Here is a 17909-nt window from a genome sequence, read left to right on the forward strand (position 1 = left end):
GTAAGGAATACCCATGAATCCATCCACATTCGAAGACTGGCAGGCGCGCGCGGCCGTTCTGCGCATCGAAGCGCGCGCGTTCATCGACGGCGAGGCGCGCCACGCGCGCACCGGGGCAACGTTCGCGTGCGTGAGCCCGATCGACGGCCGTGTGCTCGCGCACGTGGCCGACTGCGGCGCCGAGGACGTCGATGCGGCCGTGGCAGCTGCGCGCCGCGCGTTCGACGCGCAGGCGTGGGCCGGCATGAATCCGCGCGCACGCAAGGCCGTGCTGCAGCGCTGGGCGACGCTGATGCGCGAGCATGGCGACGAACTCGCGCTGCTCGAGACGCTCGATACCGGCAAGCCGATCGCCGACACCACGGCCATCGACGTGCCGGCCGCCGCGCACTGCGTCGACTGGTACGCCGAGGCCATCGACAAGGTCGGAGGCGAGGTCGTCCCCGCCGATCGCCATCTCGTCGGACTCGTCACGCACGAACCGATCGGCGTCGTCGCGGCGGTCGTGCCGTGGAATTTCCCGCTGCTGATGGCCGCATGGAAATTCGCGCCGGCGCTCGCGGCAGGCAATAGCGTGGTGCTCAAGCCGTCGGAAAAATCGCCGCTGACCGCGATCCGCGTCGCGCAGCTCGCGTGCGAGGCCGGCGTGCCGCCCGGCGTGTTCAGCGTCGTGCCCGGTGGCGCCGAGCCGGGACGGTTGTTGGCGCTGCATCGTGACGTCGATTGCATCGCGTTCACCGGTTCGGCGCGCACCGGGCGGCAGATCATGGCGTGTGCCGCGCAATCGAACCTGAAGCGCGTGTGGCTCGAACTGGGCGGCAAGTCGCCGAACATCGTGCTGCCCGATTGCCCCGATCTCGATCGCGCCGCGCAGGCGGCCGCCGATGCGATCTTCTTCAACATGGGGGAAGTGTGCACGGCGGGCTCGCGCCTGCTCGTGCATCGCGACATCAAGGACGCGTTCGTCGACAAGGTGGTCGCCGCATCGCGGCGCTTCGCGCCCGGGCATCCGCTCGATCCCGCGGTGGCGATGGGCGCGATCGTCGATCACGCGCAGCTCGAACGCGTGATGCGTTACATCGGCATCGGACGGGAGGAAGGGCGCCTGGTGACGGGCGGTGCGCGCGTGCGCGAGGAGACGGGCGGGTTCTATGTCGAGCCGACCGTGTTCGACGTCGACGCGCATGCGACGATCGCGCGCGAGGAAATTTTCGGGCCGGTGCTGTCGGTGATCGCGTTCGACGACGTCGATGCGGCCGTGCGCATCGCCAACGACACCGAGTACGGGCTCGCGGCAGCCGTGTGGTCGGCGGACCACGCGACGGCGCATACGGTCGCGCGGCGCTTGCGTGCCGGCACCGTGTGGGTCAATTGCTACGGCGACGGCAGCGACGACATGAACTTCCCGTTCGGCGGATACAAGCAGTCGGGCAATGGTCGCGACAAGTCATTGCACGCGCTCGACAAATACACCGAGCTGAAATCGACGATCGTGCGGTTGTAACGCATCACGCATCACGCACGCGCGGCAGGCCGGCATGCGCCTGCCGCGCGTGCATGAACGTCACTGCTCGGCCCCCTCCGCATCCGCCGTCTCGCCGAGGAACCCGCCGCTCTGGTGCGCCCACAGCGCCGCATAGATGCCGCCCGCCTGAAGCAGCTGCAGGTGCGTGCCTTCCTCGACGATGCGCCCTTCGTCGAGCACGATCAACCGGTCCATCGCCGCGATCGTCGACAGCCGGTGCGCGATCGCGATCACCGTCTTGCCGCGCATCAGGCCGTCGAGGCTGCGCTGGATCGCGACTTCGACTTCGGAGTCGAGTGCGCTGGTCGCTTCGTCCAGCACGAGGATCGGCGCGTCCTTGAGCATCACGCGCGCGATCGCGACACGCTGCCGCTGGCCGCCCGACAGCTTCACGCCGCGCTCGCCGACTTCAACGTCGTAGCCGCTGCGCCCGTGCCGGTCGCGCAGCCGGTCGATGAAGTCGGACGCTTCCGCGCGCACGGCCGCGTCGTGCATCTCGCGCTCGGTCGCGTCGGGGCGCCCGTACAGGATGTTCTCTCGCATCGTCCGGTGCAGCAGCGACGTATCCTGCGTGACCATCCCGATCGCCGCGCGCAGGCTGTCCTGCGTCACGTGCGCGATGTCCTGTCCGTCGATCCGGATCGCGCCGCCATCCACGTCGTAAAAGCGCAGCAGCAGGTTCACGAGCGTCGACTTGCCGGCGCCCGAGCGGCCGATCAGGCCGATCCGCTCACCCGGCCGGATCGTCAAGTTCAGCCCGTCGAACACCGCGCGCTCGTTGTCCTCGTGCGCGAAGCTCACGTTGTCGAACACGATGCCGCCACGTTGCACGGCGAGCGCCTTCGCGTCCGGTGCATCGACCACGCTGCGCACCTTCGTCAGCGTGTTGATGCCGTCCTGGACCGTGCCGACGTTCTCGAACAGTTCGGTCATCTCCCACATGATCCAGTGCGAATAGCTCGACAGGCGCAGCGCCATCGCGATCACGGCCGCGACCACGCCCGCGCTCGCCTCGCCGTGCAGCCACAGATAGAGCGCGAGGCCGGTCGAGCCGACCAGCAGCAACGTCGACAGCAGGTGGTTGACGACCTCGAACGCGCTGACGAGCCGCATCTGCGCATCGCCGGTCACCTTGAACGCCTCCATCGCGCGCCGCGCGTGGTCGGCTTCCCGGCGCGTGTGCGAGAACAGCTTCACGGTCGTGATGTTCGAATAGGCGTCGGTGATGCGGCCCGTCATCAGCGCGCGCGCGTCGGCCTGCCGGCTGCCGACCGCACCCAGGCGCGGCACGAAATACGCGCACGCCACGCCGTAGCCGAGCGCCCACAGCGCGAGCGGAATCATCAGCCGCCAGTCGAAGCTCGCCGCGAGCGCGAGGATGCCGATCAGGTACGCGCCGACGCCGATCACGACGTCGACCGACATGAACAGCGCGTCGCGCACGGCGAGCGCGGTTTGCATGATCTTGGTCGTCACGCGGCCCGCGAACTCGTTCGCGTAGAACGACAGGCTCTGGTCGAGCATCAGCCGGTGAAACAGCCAGCGCAGCCGCATCGGGAAGTTGATCGCGAGCACCTGGTGCTTGATCATCGTATGCAGCGCGATCAGCAATGCGCTGCCGGCAAGGATCGCCGCAAAGCCGGCAAGCGTGCCGAAATGCCGGCCGCCGAATTCGGCCGGCGTCGTCGACGACAGCCAGTCGACCACGCGCCCCATCATCGCGAACAGCACGGCTTCGTACGCGGCGGTTGCGGCCGACGTCAGCGCGATCAGCAGGATCCAGCCGCGCGCGCCTTTCGTGCACGCCCAGACGAACGAGAAAAACCCCTTCGGCGGCGTGACGGGATCCTCGAGCGGGAATGTCGGCAGGCGCCGTTCAAACCACGAAAACATTGAACCTTCTCCTTGATGCGGCGCGGGCAGGTGGCGCGGCCGCTCATGCGTGTTTCATGTGCGCCGAGCGTAGGCGACGCATCCGCGTGCGCGCGGATTGCGTCGTTTTCGCATCGTCCGGCGGCAAGTGTCGCATCGATTCGATCCGGCTGCAGGGCGGTTGCCCGCAGTCGCGCGCCGCGCCGGCAGCCCGCCCGGCGGCCTTTGTTGATACGATCGCGCGTATCGTCCACGCCGGCGCGACACGCCGCCGGCCCATCGGTCGCGCGTCTGCACGATCGCGCGGCCACGTTCGGGAGAAGCGCTTCATGCTGCAGGCGTTCGCGGTCTTGCTGACCTTCCAGTGTCTTGGGGAAGGGGTGTCCTATCTGTTCGGCCTGCCGGTGCCGGGCCCCGTGATCGGCATGCTGCTGCTGTTCGGCTTCGTGATGCTGCGCCCGCAGGTGGCCGACGCGATCGAGCCGACCGCGCTCGAACTGCTGCGTCACTTGTCGCTGCTGTTCGTGCCGGCCGGCGTCGGCATCATGGTGTCGGCCGACCGCGTGCGCGGCGATGCGCTCGCGGTCGTCGTCGCGCTGGCGGTGAGCACGTCGCTCGCGATTGCCGTGACCGCGCTCGTCACGCGTGCATTGCTGCGCCGCCAGCGGCGCGCGGACGGCACGGCGGAGGGCACGCAATGACGGCCTTCCCGAAACTCGGCGCGATCTGGGTCTACCTCGCCGCGACCCCGCTGCTCGGCCTGACGATCACGTTGATCGCGTATCTGATTGCACAGGCCGTCTATGCACGCGCGCGTTTCAACCCGCTCGCGAACCCGGTGCTGATCGCGGTCGCGCTGATCGTCGTGCTGCTGACGATCACGCACACGCCGTATCCGACGTATTTCGAGGGCGCGCAGTTCGTCCACTTCCTGCTCGGCCCGGCGACCGTCGCGCTGGCGCTGCCGCTGTACCGCCAGTGGTCGAAGCTGCGGCGCGCCGCGGTGCCGCTGCTCGTCGGGCTGCTGGCCGGTTCGCTGACCGCGATCGTGTCCGCGGTCGGCATTGCCGCGCTGTTCGGCGCGTCGCACCAGACGATCGCGTCGCTCGCGCCGAAATCCGCGACCACGCCGATCGCGATGGCCGTCGCGCAGGAAATCGGCGGGATTCCGTCGCTGACCGCCGTGCTGGTGATCTCGACCGGGATCTTCGGCGCCGTGTGCGCCCGCGCGATCCTGAACGCGCTGCGCATCGAGGAGCCGGCGGTGCGCGGTTTCGCGCTCGGCGTCGCGTCGCACGGGATCGGCACCGCGCGAGCGTTCCAGGTCAGCGAGGAGGCCGGCGCGTTCGCCGGCCTCGGGATGGGGCTGAACGGCGTGCTGACTGCATTCGTCGTGCCGATCCTGCTGCCGGTGCTGTCGCGCTGGATCTGAGCGGCGCCGGGTGCCGGCGGCGCGCGATGCTATCGGTTTCCCTGATGGCACGTGCGTCACGCCGTCTGGCCGGGCGCCTGCCGCGCATGTATCGTTGCCGTTATCAGGAGAATTCAGGAACGGGCACGGACATTTGCGCAGCGATCGGCTAACGTTGCATCGGCGCCGTGGTCGCACGCCGACGTCCGTCGCGTGCGTGCCGGCGTTCGACCCACAACCAACAATCGACAAGGAGATCCGGCCATGACGAAGTCTCGCGTGGTTTCGGTGGCAGTGGCAGTAACGGCGTCGTTCGGTCTGCTGTTGACCGCAGCGCCGGCGGCATACGCGCAGGATCCGGCGTCCGCGCCGACGCAGAAGCAACTCGACAAGGCGCAAAAGAAGGCCGCCCGCAAGGCGGCCCGCGCGCGCCACGCGACGGACCTGAAGGCGATCGGCACGGGCACCGGCTACCGGCTGACCAACGATCAGAGCAATTATCCGCAGAACGCGGTCGAGAAGGCGCCCGCGACGAAGGCGGCGCCCGCTGCTCCGGCCGCGCCGGCATCGGGCCAGTAACGGCCGGCGTTCGCGCGACGGAAAACGGCGCCGGGTCGACCGGCGCCGTGCTTGCTCGTGCGTGTCGCGCAGGCGGCACGCGCCGCGGTCCCGGGCTTTCCGGGACGGACGGCGCCCGCGTTACGACGCGAGCTTCGCGGCGAGTTCCGCGACGTGCTTGCCCTGGTAGCGCGCGATGTCGAGTTCGTTCGCGCTCGGCTGACGGCTGCCGTCCGCGCCCGCGAGCGTGGTCGCACCGTACGGCGTGCCGCCCGTGATTTCGTTCATGTTGACGAGCCCGCTGCACGCGTAGGGCACGCCCACGATCACCATCCCGTGGTGCAGCAGCGTCGAGTGGAACGACGTGATGGTCGTTTCCTGGCCGCCGTGCTGCGTGCCGGTCGACGCGAACACGCTGCCGATCTTGCCGACGAGCGCACCCTTCATCCACAGGCCGCCGGTCTGGTCGAGGAACGTGCGCATCTGGCCGGCCATGTTGCCGAAGCGGGTCGGCGTACCGAAGATGATCGCGTCGTAGCCCGCGAGTTCGTCCACGGTGGCGACGGGTGCGGCCTGGTCGACCTTGATGCCGATCGCCTTCGCCTGGTCGACGGGAATGGTTTCAGGCACGCGCTTGAGCGTGACCTCGACGCCGGGCACCGATTTCGCGCCTTCCGCGACGTGCTGCGCCATCGTTTCGATGTGCCCGTAGGACGAGTAGTAGAGAACGAGTACCTTGGCCATGTTGCGAATCTCCGAATAAGAAGGCCCCGCGTTCAGCGGGGCACGATGTTCCGAACGGGCGTCATGCCCACTCGGCCGTCACTTCGACCGGACGCAAATCGAATACCAGCACTTCGGCATCCTTGCCATCCGTGAACGTCAGCGCCTGCTCGTCGCGGATACGTGCGCCGTCGCCTTCGCCGAGCGTCACGCCGTTGACCGTCACGCTGCCGCGCGCGACATGCACGTAGGCGAAGCGATCCGGTGCGAGTTCGAGCGTGGCGCGCTCGTCGCCGTCGAACAGGCCCGCGTAGATCCGCGTGTCCTGGCGGATCTTCAGCGAACCGCCGCTACCGTCGGGCGACACGATCGGCGTGAGCTTGCCGCGCTTGTCGTCTGCTGCGATGTTCGTCTGCTGATAGCGCGGCTCGGCACCCTTCTCGGACGGCCCGACCCAGATCTGCAGGAAATGGACGGGTGTCTCGTGCGAGTGGTTGAACTCGCTGTGACGCACGCCGGTACCCGCGCTCATCAACTGGACGTCGCCCGGCACGATCACCGACCCGGTGCCCATCGAATCCTTGTGCTCCAGCGCACCGTCGAGCACGTACGACAGGATCTCCATGTCGCGGTGCGGGTGCGTGCCGAAGCCGCGGCCCGGGGCGACGCGGTCGTCGTTGATGACCAGCAGGTCGGAGAAGCCGACTTGCTTCGGATCGTAGTAATTCGCGAAAGAAAACGTGTGACGGGAGCTGAGCCAGCCATGCTCGGCGCGGCCACGTTGGTTTGCTGCACGAGTCTCGATCATGATTTTTTCCTGGATCTCGCCGGACCTCGGAAGTGGGTCCGGCTGTTCGTTGAGATGAATCTTAGGTCAATCGATTTGACAAATAAATGGCTGTAGAGATAATGACTGTCACTCTGAGGTGGACAATATGGAACTCAACGACCTGAGGATCTTCGTCGCGACCGTCGATGCGGGCAGCTTCACGGCGGCGGCCGACCAACTGATGCTGTCCAAGCAGTTCGTGAGCCGGCGCACGATGGCGCTCGAGGCAGCGCTCGGCGTGCGTTTGCTGCATCGCAATACGCGCAATCTCGCGGTCACGGAATCGGGGCACGAGTTCTATGCGCGTGCGCAGCGGATCCTGGCCGAGGTCGCCGACGCCGAGCAGGCGATGTCGGTGCGCAGCACCGAGCTGCACGGCTCGCTGAAGATCAGCGCGCCGCTGTCGTTCGGCATCACGCATGTGTCGCCGCTGATCGCCGAATTCCTGTCCGCGCATCCGGCCGTGCGGCTCAACGTCGACCTGACCGACCGGCGTGTCGACCTGATCGGCGAGGGCTTCGATCTCGTGCTGCGGATCGGCACGCTCGAGGATTCGACGCTGATCGCGCGGCAGCTCGGCGCGTGGGAGATGATCGCGTGCGCGAGCCCCGCTTACCTGAAGCGCCACGGCACGCCGGCGACGCCGGCCGACCTCGCCGGCCACACCTGCCTGATGTATGGGCGCGAGCGGCGCGTCGGCTGGGAGTTCCGGGTCGACGGCGCGGCGCGCACGTTCGACGTGCAGGGGCCGCTCGTCGCGAACAACGGCGAAGTCGTGCGCGACGCGGCGATCGCGGGGCTCGGCATCGCGCTGCTGCCGCATTTCATCGTCGGCGCGGCGCTCGACAGCGGCGCGCTCGTGCCGGTGCTCGACGCGTATGCGCCGTCGCCGATCACGCTGAATGCGGTGTTTCCGCAGCACCGGGAAGGGTTCGTCACGCTGCGCACGTTCATCGGGTTTCTGGCGGAGCGGTTGGGCGCGCGGGGGTAGCGGGTGGGGCGAGCGTGGGGTGCTTTTTTTGGTTCTTCGTGGATTTCCGGGGGAACGCCGGCGACGAACGTCGGCGTTCGGCCATGAAGGGACCTTCGTTTGATGCATCGCCAAGACGTTCAGGCGACCGATCCACTCAGCAAACGGCCATTCGATCGCGTGTGCCTGCGGCGCGTCATCGGCTATTGCTGACGTTCGGCAACAAGCGAGTGTTGCGTCAGCAGCAAGTCGGTTAGCGGCCATTCGCAATCCGACGTCGGCGAATGGCACGTCTCGCTGTCAATCAGTGGTCTGCCCAACCCCTCAGCGGTTTTATCTACTCACCTAAAGCAGCTGTTCATACGGAACTCGGCTATTGAGTATTGCTTTTTGATTTGTCGATCGCAGCTTTCAGTTCCTCCGCCTGGTCGAGAAAGGCGGTGAGCTCATCGGGCTCTCCCGCGCTTCTCGACCGCCATTCATCCATTGGCCTCGCCATGGCAATAGCGCACGCGCTCTGCATTAGCTCTTCCAACTCGCGGACGCGTAATTCCCTCTGCTGTAAATAATATTCGCTCCATCTGCTAAACGCCAAGATCCACAGTGACACGGTAAGGGCGCCGTCCCATCGAGTCCAATCTGAAGTGCTAGCGAGGGGCTGTTGGACGATCCGCTGCTGCCGCTTCAAGATTGCCCGCATAGATTTCAGGCTGTCGCGCTGTCGCGTGGGGCTACTGTGTGCGAAGAGGAATGCGGCGATATTGGTCATCTGGCCTTCGCGGGATCGATTAAACAGCCGAGGCCGCTTTTCCCACGTCGGTTCCAGCGCGTGGGTCAACTCTTCTATCCAGATTTCGCAAGCATCGTCTGTATCGGCGCGGCCATTCTGCAACAGGGGAAAAACCACATCCTGGAACAGCCACGGCCCGGCCCAAGCCAGTTCGTGCATGTGACCGCGCATCGAATCAATGAGATGCCGAAATTCTTCTGTGGCGATGGTAGAAGGCAGCGTCTCGTGCAACGCCGCGACCAAGCCTTTATATATTTCCGCTTTCTCCGCGTTTCCGGAAGCGCGATGAATCATCCAGCCTAGGGCGGATACTCGCTCCGGATAGGCGAAGGCGCTCGCCGACTGCAGCACAGCAGATAGCCCTCCCGGCTTTTCCAACTGACGTTCTAGCGCGTTCAGCCCCATCCATTGCAGCAAGCCGTTGTTACTGCTCATGAGGCGGTCTCGTTGGAGTTTGCTGATGTCGAACTGTACTGACAGCGAAATGTCGCTGACGATTTGGCTTAATATGGAAAGCCGAATAGCGTCCACGCTTTGAGGCTCGTTTGGCACGTTGGCCGCTTCGGATTCAGCGGTCGTCAGGAGCATGTCTGGGGCAAACCACCATAGAAGTTTGACGGTGTAGTACTCTGGCCAAGTCAGGGCTGCGTACTTTGTCGCATGGAACAGATGATGGACGTTATAGGAGCTGCGCAGCAGGGTTTTGACCGGTTCTCTAAACAACCGAGCGTCCACCACGGCCAGTTCCGAGTTTCCCTCATCATGCGTGCGATCGAACGATGCCTTGAGAAAACCTGTCAGGAAATCTAGAAATTCACGCTCAGATTCGACCTCTCGAAAGTGACGGTCCTCGGTCCGCGAATGTGCAAGCACCTCGCCAAGCACCTCCCACGTTTCAGTGAAGCTCGCGAAGTTCCCCGCCAGCTGGGCGAGGCAATTGCGCAACCCCGCCGTTTCGGGGAGTGCGAGCGAGTCATCTTTGAGCACACCAAGCGCCTCCATCCGCTCCTTCAACGGATCGCCGCTTAAGCCTTGTAGTGACGGCTGGCCGGTCCACACGCTCAGCACGTCACCTGCCTTGATTCTCTCGAGGAAGCGTAATGGCTCGTAGCGTCGCGGTGCCGCCGTCGACGCCTTGGAGTCGAAGAGAAGCCGCATGGTGGGATTCTCAGACTCGCCTTCGGGTTGCGCAGCCTCTGTCTCTTTCAGCAGCGCGGACTTGTACTGCTCAACTTTAAGGAGAGTATCCGCAGGAATCGGCGTTACCAGCAACGGGTAGTTTTCGGCGGCTTTTTGGAACGAATTTGACAGGTTGAAGCCAGCGACGGGTAGCCCGTCTGATCCCATGACCAAGATGTAACGATCGTGAAGCCGGCCTTCCTTTAGGCCGTAGATGCGCAGCTTTATGCGCTGCAGCAACTGGCTGTTGTGCTCACAACTCGCTACTAGATTGTTAATCCGCCCCGGAATGGGTTTCTCGAGTGCATCCCGCGCGGCCTCATCGACCTTGGATTGCTTCGGTAGAGACGTGAAGACAATGTAATCGGAATCCGGTGCCGCGCAGAGCAACATCAGCCCCAACCCGGCGTCCTCGAAGTATGGATCGAAAATGACCAACTGATGCTGTTGGTACTTAGATAGTAGCTTTCTGAACCACTCCACGAATTGCAGTCGTCCTTCGCCGTCGCTTTGGCCCCAGCGCAGGAAGAACTGCCCCTCCGACGGCGATGGATGGAGCCGCGCAAAAAGGGCGGCAAGGTCGCGATTGGCTGGGACCCAAGGGTCGGACTGTCGCCCGCCGATGCGGTTGCCGAATCCCATATTGCCACGATTGATCGTCAATGCGGCCTGCACCCGCGCTGAAGCCCGAGTAGTCTTTTCCAGCCAGTCAAACTTGACCGCGTTGGCTCGCTGTCCGACGACATGCCCCTGAAGATTGAGCTCCCGAAGGTATCCGACGCGCCACCGACAACAAAGGGTGCCTTGATTGCGATTCTCGGCATGGAATCCGAAGATTTCCAGTTCAGTGCTGTCAGTTCTGTCGCGCAGTTGATCGCTTACTTCAAACCTACAGCTGAACGCGTCGTCTTTATCGCGTTCAGCTGTGGCTAAGCCCGAGTAGACGATTTGGCTGTCGTTCGCTATGCTCAGCCGAAACTGAAAGCCGCTGAATTGCGGCACCTGCATCGGATTGAATCGCGCGACTAGGGTCGGCGGGTCGTTGGTCCAGCTCACGCTCAGCAAGCGCCTTTCTCGGTCATCCAAGGCAGGAAAGACCAGCAATTCGATGTCGCCGAACCGAGTAGTATCGACGCCTGCAAAGTCCAAACCTGTATCCTTGTTCAGGTGCGTGACTACTGATGCAGTCAAAGCGATGTCATAGCCGGGACCCAAGCGAAACAGCTCGACCTTGTCGGTCTGGGTAATCGAAGCGCTGAAGGCCCCAGCACCGCCATGCGGGCTGGAGGGCGAATTTTTGTCATACGCGTCGCGGTTGAGTAAATATGCGACCGGCCGGAAAACCAGGCTATTGGCAGAGAGCGCCGTCGCACCGAACCGCGCTTTGGACCGGTCTGATATCCCGAGCTTTAGTTCTTCGCTGACTTCCGATATGGTTCGGCCAGCACTCAACAGGCGTAGAAGACTCGCACACAGCGTACTCCTGACGAAGAGGTTGACTTTTATAACCTGAGCTTCGAACTGCCCGAAGGGGATGAATCTATCGTCGTCGCTGGAGGACCACTGGTCGCTGGAGTGACTATAGGGCAGCAAGCGACCGTAGACTATGCGATTTTGGATCGATTGCTCAGACTTGATCTGCAATATCCACAACTGCAAAGCGCAGTCGCGGGCATCTTTTGAAAATAGCCGACCTAGTCGATTGTCGTTGAGAAGATCATCTAGCGTAGGAGCCATTCGTTGCGTGCGATCAATTGTCCGCATTCTTGCTTTCCATTTTTTGGGGGGGGTACTGATTGTCAGCTTAAGGTGATTATCAGCCATTATTGCTTAGCCCACCGGATGCGAAACTCTTGGACACATATCACGACGTATTGCCAGCGGCGCCACACTCTGCGGCGCGGCTGATGGGAAGAAGGAGGAGCAACGCGAAAGACTATTCTCCTCTGCGACATATCCTCAATCGGTGCCACTGCAATTGATATTCAGATTGCATAGGTCGCGCTCTCGAGAACAGACGGTACATATCGAGCGTTACTTTCATCGCAATACTTCCGCCGCTGACGCAGCGCTCATTGCGTTGCATCGACCGGTTGAATCCACCCCAGGTAGGTGTCGTCAAAGCGTCACGGGGCGAGTGGCGGTTGTGGGTCGGCAAGCGACGACCACGGAAATCCACGAAGAACCTCTTTTTCCACCCGAGGAAGGAAACGTTGCGCGCGCGGTGGAAGTCGCCGTGGCTTTCGTCGAGCGGCATGGCGAGTGACGTGAGCACGTTGGCGTCCCGAATGCGGGCCAGTGCGTCGCGCGCGGCGATGGTTTCGTTTCGGCGCTCGCGCGCCGGTATCGGATGACTTTCCATTCGCGCGCACGCGATGCCGCGCGCCGATTGATCGGCGGCGCGCATTCGCGTTAGGCTTCGCCGGGGGTGCGGGCCGACAGCGCATGTCGGGCCGGGTATTTTTACCTCGAACGAATCGGGCGCGTACATCGGGCACGTAGCTTCTACTCACCGCCATCCACGACGAGTCCAGTCCAATGACAATGAAGAATCGATCGAATGCTCGCGCGGGCGAGCGAGGGCAGGCCGCACTTCACGGCCGGCATGCGTGGAGCGCGAACCTGCGATCCGTCATGATGTTGGCAATGCTTACGATCTCGCCGATTGCCGCGCACGCGGCCGGCTTCGATTGCGCGAAAGCCGTTTCGCCGACCGAAAAGGCGATCTGCGCGGACGCCGGGCTGTCGTCGCTCGACGGCGAACTGGCGGTGGCATGGAAGAAGGCGCTCGCGAAAGGCGGCGATACGGCCGCGCTGAAGGCCGCGCAGTTGAAATGGCTCAAGCAGCGCGATCGCTGCGGCACCGAAGCGTCGTGCCTCGGCGACCGCTATCGCGAGCGGCTCGCGATCCTGAACGGCACGTCGCTTGCGGCCGACCGCTGGCAGCAGACGTGGTATCGCGACAGCGCGAACCCGTCGGTCGGCGGCGTGCTGACGTTCACCGGCACGGCACCGCGCCTTCACTTCGAATTGAGCGGCAACAACGGCGCGAATACCGGCGGACTCAGCGGCGATATCGAATTGCACGGCGACAGCGCCACATTTCGCCAGGATCGATGCCGGCTCGATTTCAGCCGCAAGGGCGGGCGCGTGCGGGTCGCGCAGCAGGGAGGCGATGCCGATTGCGGCGCCGGTGCGGGCGTCGTGTATTCGGGCGACTACGTGACGGCGTCGAAGGCGCAGGCGGGTCAGGCGGCGGATCTCGTGACCCTGAAGGTGCTGGCGGACGCGCGGCAGAACGCGATCGCGCACAAGCTGCTGGGCGCCGATTATCAAACGCTCGTCGACACGGTCAATTCCAGCGCGGACGAACAGGATCTCGACGGCCTGAATGCCGGCGTGAAGTCGTACTGGGTACGCGGCATCGCGACGACGAACGCCGCGATCGTGATGCGCCGGGGCACCGATTTGTGGATCGGTCTGTTGGTGTTCGATGCGCAAGACAAGGTGCGGATGCGCTATTACACGAGCGCGCCGGCGTGGAAAAAGACCGTGCCGAAGACCATTCGCGCATGGCACGACAATCTCGACAAGACGCTGCCGGTCGATCTGATGTGATCCGGCGGGCAGGCGCGCCGGTCGATGTACCTGGCCGCCTATGACGCGTTTGTTACGTGACAATTGTCCACTCAATTGCGACAGCCAATCTTGTTTCGACGGATTGATGATTTCCGGTGAGACAGTAGACTGCACCCGTGCTTCGCCAGAACCGCTCCGCAGCGCGCCACGACGGCGCGACGGGACGGATTCCTCGGCAGCGGGCCGACCGGCCCGCCGTTCGATCGTGCGAGGAGGGTTCGTTGCCGATCCGTGGGTTCGCCATTGCGGCGGCCATCGGCACCGAATGCGTCAAACCGTCAATTCAAGGTGATTGCTATGCGTTACGTTTCGCTGGAGTCGAAGAAGGACGAGCTGCTGCTGGCGGCTCGCGTGCTGATGATGATCCTGTTCGTGCTGTTCGGCTGGCAGAAGCTGAACGGCTTCTCGGGCACGGTCGCGTACATGGCGTCGACGGGCGCACCGTCGCCCGAGCTGTCGGCGGTGATCGCGGTGGCGGTCGAACTGGTCGGCGGCGCGCTGATCGCGGTCGGGTTCTACACGCGTCCGCTTGCGCTGGTGTTCGCGGTCTACACGCTCGCGACCGCGTTGATCGGGCATCGCTACTGGGCGCTGCAAGGCATGGACCAGTATCTCGCGATGATCAACTTCTACAAGAACATCAGCATCATCGGCGGGCTGCTGTTGCTCGCGGTGAGCGGGCCGGGGCGCTATTCGTTCGACCGGAAGTAAGCGGGCGCGAGGCTTCGTGCCGCACGACAGGCCCGGTGCGCGCAATCGCGCATCGGGCCTTGTTTTCATCACGCGCACGTCGTCGACGTGCGATCGAAATCGACATCGGTTGCGTGTTCTCGTATAGATTGGGGGCCCTCATTCCCTTTCATCGTTGGCCACCGTGTCGCATCCAACCATCCTTCTCATCGGCGCGTCCGGCCTGCTCGGCCGTGCGGTTGCCGCATCGCTGTCCCGCGAATCGTCGCTGACGCCGATCGGAACGATCCGTAACCCGGACACCGCGGGCGCCCGGCGCCTCGGGTTGCCGCCGGAAAACGTCGCCCGACTCGACGCGCTCGATCAGCCGGCGCTCGAACACCTCTTCGCAACTCGCCGACCGGCCGCCGTGATCATCTGCGCCGCCGAACGCCGCCCGGACGTCTGCGAACGCGACCCCGCCGCCGCGCGCGCGATCAACGTCGACGCACCGGCCCGCATCGGCGCGCTCGCGGCGCGCTACGGCGCGTGGACGCTCGGCATCTCCACCGACTACGTGTTCGACGGCAAGGCCGCGCCGTACCGCGAAGATGCCGCGCCGAATCCGCTGAACATCTACGGCCGCACCAAGCTGGAAGGCGAGGCCGCGTTGCTCGCCGCATCGCCGCTTGCCTGCGTGCTGCGACTGCCGTTGCTCTACGGGCCGATCGTCGACTGGCGCGAGTCGGCCGTCACGAGCCTCGTGCCGGCGATCGTCGCGTCCGCGCGTCCGGGTGCGGATGCGGTCGGGATGGACGCATGGGCGATCCGCTATCCGACCTACACGCCCGACGTCGCGGCGGTCATTCGCGACCTGACGCTGCGCCATCTCGCGGGCTCGACCGTCACGGGCATCCGTCACTGGTCGGGCGAGGAGCCGATGACGAAGTATGACATCGCGCAACGGATCGCGGTCGCGCTCGGCGTCGATGCGGCGCTTGCACGGATCGACACGCCGGCCGACGCGACGCCGCGTCCGTACGATTGCCACCTGGATGCGTCGCGCGTGCGCGCCCTCGGGATCGATCATGCGACGCCGTTCGCGACCGGGCTGCAAGCCGTGCTGCGCGACGCACCGCCGCTGCCGTAAGCGCGTCGAACCGTGATGCCGCGACGCGTCGCAGCGGTCATCGCAGGTGCACGGCAAGACGCCACGCCGCGCAACATTCCCGCTCGGCGGGGAACGTCGAGGCTGCGGGGCGGTGCGTCGGGTTCGCCGATGGCTTGACGCATTCGAACAATCACGAGAGCAGAGAGCGCCCATCGCGCTGCGTCTTCGTATCGGATTCAATCGCGTGCACGACCTCGCGCGTGCCCGTTCCCGGCCAGGCTGCCTTCTGGCCGCGTTGCCGGGAGACGTGAAACGTTACGTTATCCATATCGATGCTGGAACGTTGCACGCGCCACGCACCGGCATGCGCGTCGCGCGCGGCCAGCGCGGTCGTCAGATCGGGGTCGCGCGCGGCACGAAGCTGCATGCGCTGTTCGCGCGAGTTGCGTGGAACGGGTGCCGCTTCGGCACGTAAACCGCCGCGCCGGCGCCGATGCGCGCGGGCTGGCGAAGGCAAGTGTGCGCCGGACCGCAAAAGTCCTCGAACATGACGGATGCGCACTGCTATCATTCGCGCCATGCCGCGCCTGTGCATGGGTGCGGCGCCATGTGTTGCGTGCCGATGCCGTGCGGTTTTCGACGATGGCGTGGCGTTCGGTACACTTCGAAAGCGTTACAGGTCCAGGCAAACGATTCACATATCGCAACACCGATTGGCGGAACTTCGTGATAGGTTCGGCCATCGGAGGTTTTTTTGAATAAAAACATGCCCAAAGAGGATGAATACATGACCCAGGCCCTGCAGGATCTCGAAGCACAACTTCGGGACCTGAATATCAAGCTGTCTGAAGCCAAGCAGAAGGAGAAGCAAGCCGCACTCGCGGCATTCAAGGAGCAGGTCGAGTTGTTGGGCATCTCGCAGCAGGAAGTGCTGAGCGCCCTCGGCTACATCGTCCAGCGCAAACGCAAGGCGCCTGCCAAGTATTACGATCCGACGACCGGCCGCTCGTGGTCGGGCCGTGGCCCGCGTCCCAAGTGGCTCGAAGGCAAGGATCTCGATACGCTGCTCGTCGACCGCGAAGCCAAAACCTGGTGGCCCGGCGACGATCGGGGCTGAGGCTGCCCCGCGCCGGCACCGCTCCGGTGTCGTTCGACCCGCGCCGGCGGCGACGCCGGCCTCGCAACACCCGCTTCATCGCGTTCTTTCGGTGTCCCGCCTGACTGCGGATCGCCGGCTTCAATGTCTTTCAAATTCATTACCGACGCTGCCTGCTTCCGTTCCCGGAAGCGGGCGGCGCGGTGCTTTCCGCGTGCGCGCGTCCGGCGCCCGTGATGCGCGGGAACAGGCTTTAGAATGTCGCCCGGACATTTCCGGCAGGACACCATGGCAGCAAACATGAAATCTTCGGCGCTCGGCGATCCGGCGGCGCCGCGCGGCGAGCAGGTCGGCGCGTACGCGTGGAAGGCGCTGGCCGGCTCGGCGATCGGCTACGCGATGGACGGCTTCGACCTCCTGATCCTCGGCTTCATGCTGCCGGCGATCACGGCGGCGTTGCAGCTGACGCCCGGGCAGGGCGGCGCGCTCGTCACGTGGACGCTGATCGGCGCCGTCGCGGGCGGCATTCTGTTCGGTGCCCTGAGCGATCGTTACGGCCGCGTGCGCGTCCTGACCTGGACGATCATGCTGTTCGCGGTCTTCACCGGCCTGTGCGCGTTCGCCCAGGGTTTCCGCGATCTGCTCGTGTATCGGACCATCGCGGGCATCGGCCTCGGCGGCGAGTTCGGAATCGGCATGGCGCTCGCGGCGGAAGCGTGGCCGGCGAGCAAGCGGGCACGCGTGTCGTGCTACGTCGCGCTCGGCTGGCAGGCCGGCGTGCTGCTGGCCGCGCTGCTGACGCCGCTGTTGCTGCTCCATATCGGCTGGCGCGGGATGTTCGTGGTGGGCGTGCTGCCCGCGCTGCTCGCGTGGCTGCTGCGCAACCGGCTGCACGAGCCGGAAGTCTTCGTGCAACGCGCGGCGCGGCCGCGGGCCAACGCGTTCCGGATGCTCGTCGCCGACGCCCGCACCGCGCGCACGAGTCTCGGCATCGTGATCCTGTGCTCGGTCCAGAACTTCGGCTATTACGGGATCATGATCTGGCTGCCGACCTTCCTGTCGAAGCAGATGGGTTTCTCGCTGACGAAGTCGGGGCTGTGGACGGCGGCGACTGTCGTCGGGATGATGATCGGCGTCTGGACGTTCGGGCAGCTCGCCGATCGCATCGGCCGCAAGCCGACGTTCCTGCTGTACCAGCTCGGTTCGGTCGTGACGGTCCTCGCATATGCGCGCCTGACGGACCCGACGGCGATGCTGTGGGCCGGCGCGCTGATGGGGATGTTCGTCAACGGGATGGTCGGCGGCTACGGCACGCTGATGTCCGAAGGCTATCCGACCGCCGCGCGCGCGACCGCGCAGAACGTGCTGTGGAACATCGGCCGCGCGGTCGGCGGCTTCGGACCGGTGGCGGTCGGCGCGCTCGCCGCACACTACTCGTTCCAGACGGCGATCGCGCTGCTCGCCGGCCTCTACGTGCTCGACATGGTCGCGACGCTGTTCCTGATTCCCGAGCTCAAGGGCGTCGAACTCGAATGAC

At 64.9% G+C, this 17909-nt stretch carries 16 protein-coding genes; 10 read left to right on the plus strand and 6 right to left on the minus strand.

The features are described from left to right. The first annotated feature begins 13 nt into the window (after positions 1-13). The gene (locus ACV22V_RS15510; protein WP_448014499.1) at positions 14-1504 is read left to right on the plus strand and encodes an aldehyde dehydrogenase; all 1491 of its coding nucleotides are present in this window, start codon (positions 14-16) and stop codon (positions 1502-1504) included. Between the two features lie 60 nt (positions 1505-1564). Here ACV22V_RS15510 and ACV22V_RS15515 read toward each other — a convergent pair whose 3' ends face one another. Further along, complete coding sequence (locus ACV22V_RS15515) at positions 1565-3418, minus strand: ABC transporter ATP-binding protein (RefSeq protein ID WP_059526014.1); 1854 nt, start codon at positions 3416-3418, stop codon at positions 1565-1567. A 308-nt stretch (positions 3419-3726) separates the two neighbouring features. On the opposite strand from ACV22V_RS15515, the gene ACV22V_RS15520 reads away from it, so the two are divergent. From ACV22V_RS15520 to ACV22V_RS15530, 3 genes are all read left to right on the plus strand, one after another. Further along, on the plus strand, positions 3727-4098 hold the full coding sequence (locus ACV22V_RS15520; protein ID WP_059697916.1) for a CidA/LrgA family protein: 372 nt from the start codon (positions 3727-3729) through the stop codon (positions 4096-4098). Beyond that, positions 4095-4829 carry an LrgB family protein gene (locus ACV22V_RS15525; RefSeq protein WP_059526012.1) on the plus strand — a complete coding sequence of 245 codons (735 nt, stop codon included), beginning with the start codon at positions 4095-4097 and terminating at the stop codon, positions 4827-4829. The genes ACV22V_RS15520 and ACV22V_RS15525 overlap by 4 nt, the downstream gene beginning before the upstream one ends. Positions 4830-5072: 243 nt before the next feature. Then, positions 5073-5387 (plus strand): hypothetical protein, encoded by a 315-nt coding sequence (locus ACV22V_RS15530; RefSeq protein WP_059693672.1) that lies wholly within the window; start codon positions 5073-5075, stop codon positions 5385-5387. 120 nt (positions 5388-5507) lie between these two features. Here the strand turns inward: ACV22V_RS15530 and wrbA are convergent, their stop codons facing one another. Both wrbA and ACV22V_RS15540 read right to left on the minus strand, forming a co-directional pair. Then, positions 5508-6110 (minus strand): NAD(P)H:quinone oxidoreductase, encoded by a 603-nt coding sequence (gene wrbA / locus ACV22V_RS15535; protein ID WP_059526008.1) that lies wholly within the window; start codon positions 6108-6110, stop codon positions 5508-5510. Positions 6111-6171: 61 nt separating this feature from the next. Next, positions 6172-6897 (minus strand): pirin family protein, encoded by a 726-nt coding sequence (locus tag ACV22V_RS15540; RefSeq protein ID WP_059526006.1) that lies wholly within the window; start codon positions 6895-6897, stop codon positions 6172-6174. Positions 6898-7024: 127 nt separating this feature from the next. Between ACV22V_RS15540 and ACV22V_RS15545 the strand changes: the two genes are divergently transcribed. After that, positions 7025-7909, plus strand: coding sequence for a LysR family transcriptional regulator (locus tag ACV22V_RS15545; protein ID WP_059693670.1), 885 nt, complete (start codon positions 7025-7027; stop codon positions 7907-7909). A gap of 352 nt (positions 7910-8261) precedes the next feature. On the opposite strand, the gene ACV22V_RS15550 is transcribed toward ACV22V_RS15545, so the two are convergent. Beyond that, entirely contained in the window at positions 8262-11621 is a 3360-nt protein-coding gene (locus ACV22V_RS15550) for a VPA1262 family protein (protein ID WP_448014502.1), read from the minus strand. A 172-nt stretch (positions 11622-11793) separates the two neighbouring features. Continuing rightward, a complete protein-coding gene (locus tag ACV22V_RS15555) occupies positions 11794-12264 on the minus strand; it encodes a hypothetical protein (protein ID WP_448014504.1) in 471 nt (156 codons plus the stop codon). A gap of 230 nt (positions 12265-12494) precedes the next feature. On the opposite strand from ACV22V_RS15555, the gene ACV22V_RS15560 reads away from it, so the two are divergent. From ACV22V_RS15560 to ACV22V_RS15570, 3 genes are all read left to right on the plus strand, one after another. Then, positions 12495-13475 carry a lysozyme inhibitor LprI family protein gene (locus ACV22V_RS15560; protein WP_448014506.1) on the plus strand — a complete coding sequence of 327 codons (981 nt, stop codon included), beginning with the start codon at positions 12495-12497 and terminating at the stop codon, positions 13473-13475. A 318-nt stretch (positions 13476-13793) separates the two neighbouring features. Further along, positions 13794-14207, plus strand: coding sequence for a DoxX family protein (locus ACV22V_RS15565; RefSeq protein WP_059449243.1), 414 nt, complete (start codon positions 13794-13796; stop codon positions 14205-14207). 163 nt (positions 14208-14370) lie between these two features. Then, the gene (locus ACV22V_RS15570; protein ID WP_448014508.1) at positions 14371-15315 is read left to right on the plus strand and encodes a dTDP-4-dehydrorhamnose reductase family protein; all 945 of its coding nucleotides are present in this window, start codon (positions 14371-14373) and stop codon (positions 15313-15315) included. Between the two features lie 151 nt (positions 15316-15466). Here the strand turns inward: ACV22V_RS15570 and ACV22V_RS15575 are convergent, their stop codons facing one another. Next, positions 15467-15703 carry a hypothetical protein gene (locus ACV22V_RS15575; RefSeq protein WP_448014510.1) on the minus strand — a complete coding sequence of 79 codons (237 nt, stop codon included), beginning with the start codon at positions 15701-15703 and terminating at the stop codon, positions 15467-15469. A 360-nt stretch (positions 15704-16063) separates the two neighbouring features. Here ACV22V_RS15575 and ACV22V_RS15580 point away from each other — a divergent pair, with 360 nt between their 5' ends. Both ACV22V_RS15580 and ACV22V_RS15585 read left to right on the plus strand, forming a co-directional pair. Next, complete coding sequence (locus ACV22V_RS15580) at positions 16064-16393, plus strand: H-NS histone family protein (RefSeq protein ID WP_059525998.1); 330 nt, start codon at positions 16064-16066, stop codon at positions 16391-16393. Positions 16394-16660: 267 nt separating this feature from the next. After that, a complete protein-coding gene (locus ACV22V_RS15585; RefSeq protein ID WP_448014512.1) occupies positions 16661-17908 on the plus strand; it encodes an MFS transporter in 1248 nt (415 codons plus the stop codon). Position 17909 lies beyond the last annotated feature (1 nt).

It is taken from the genome of Burkholderia sp. AW33-5 (genome assembly GCF_053427615.1).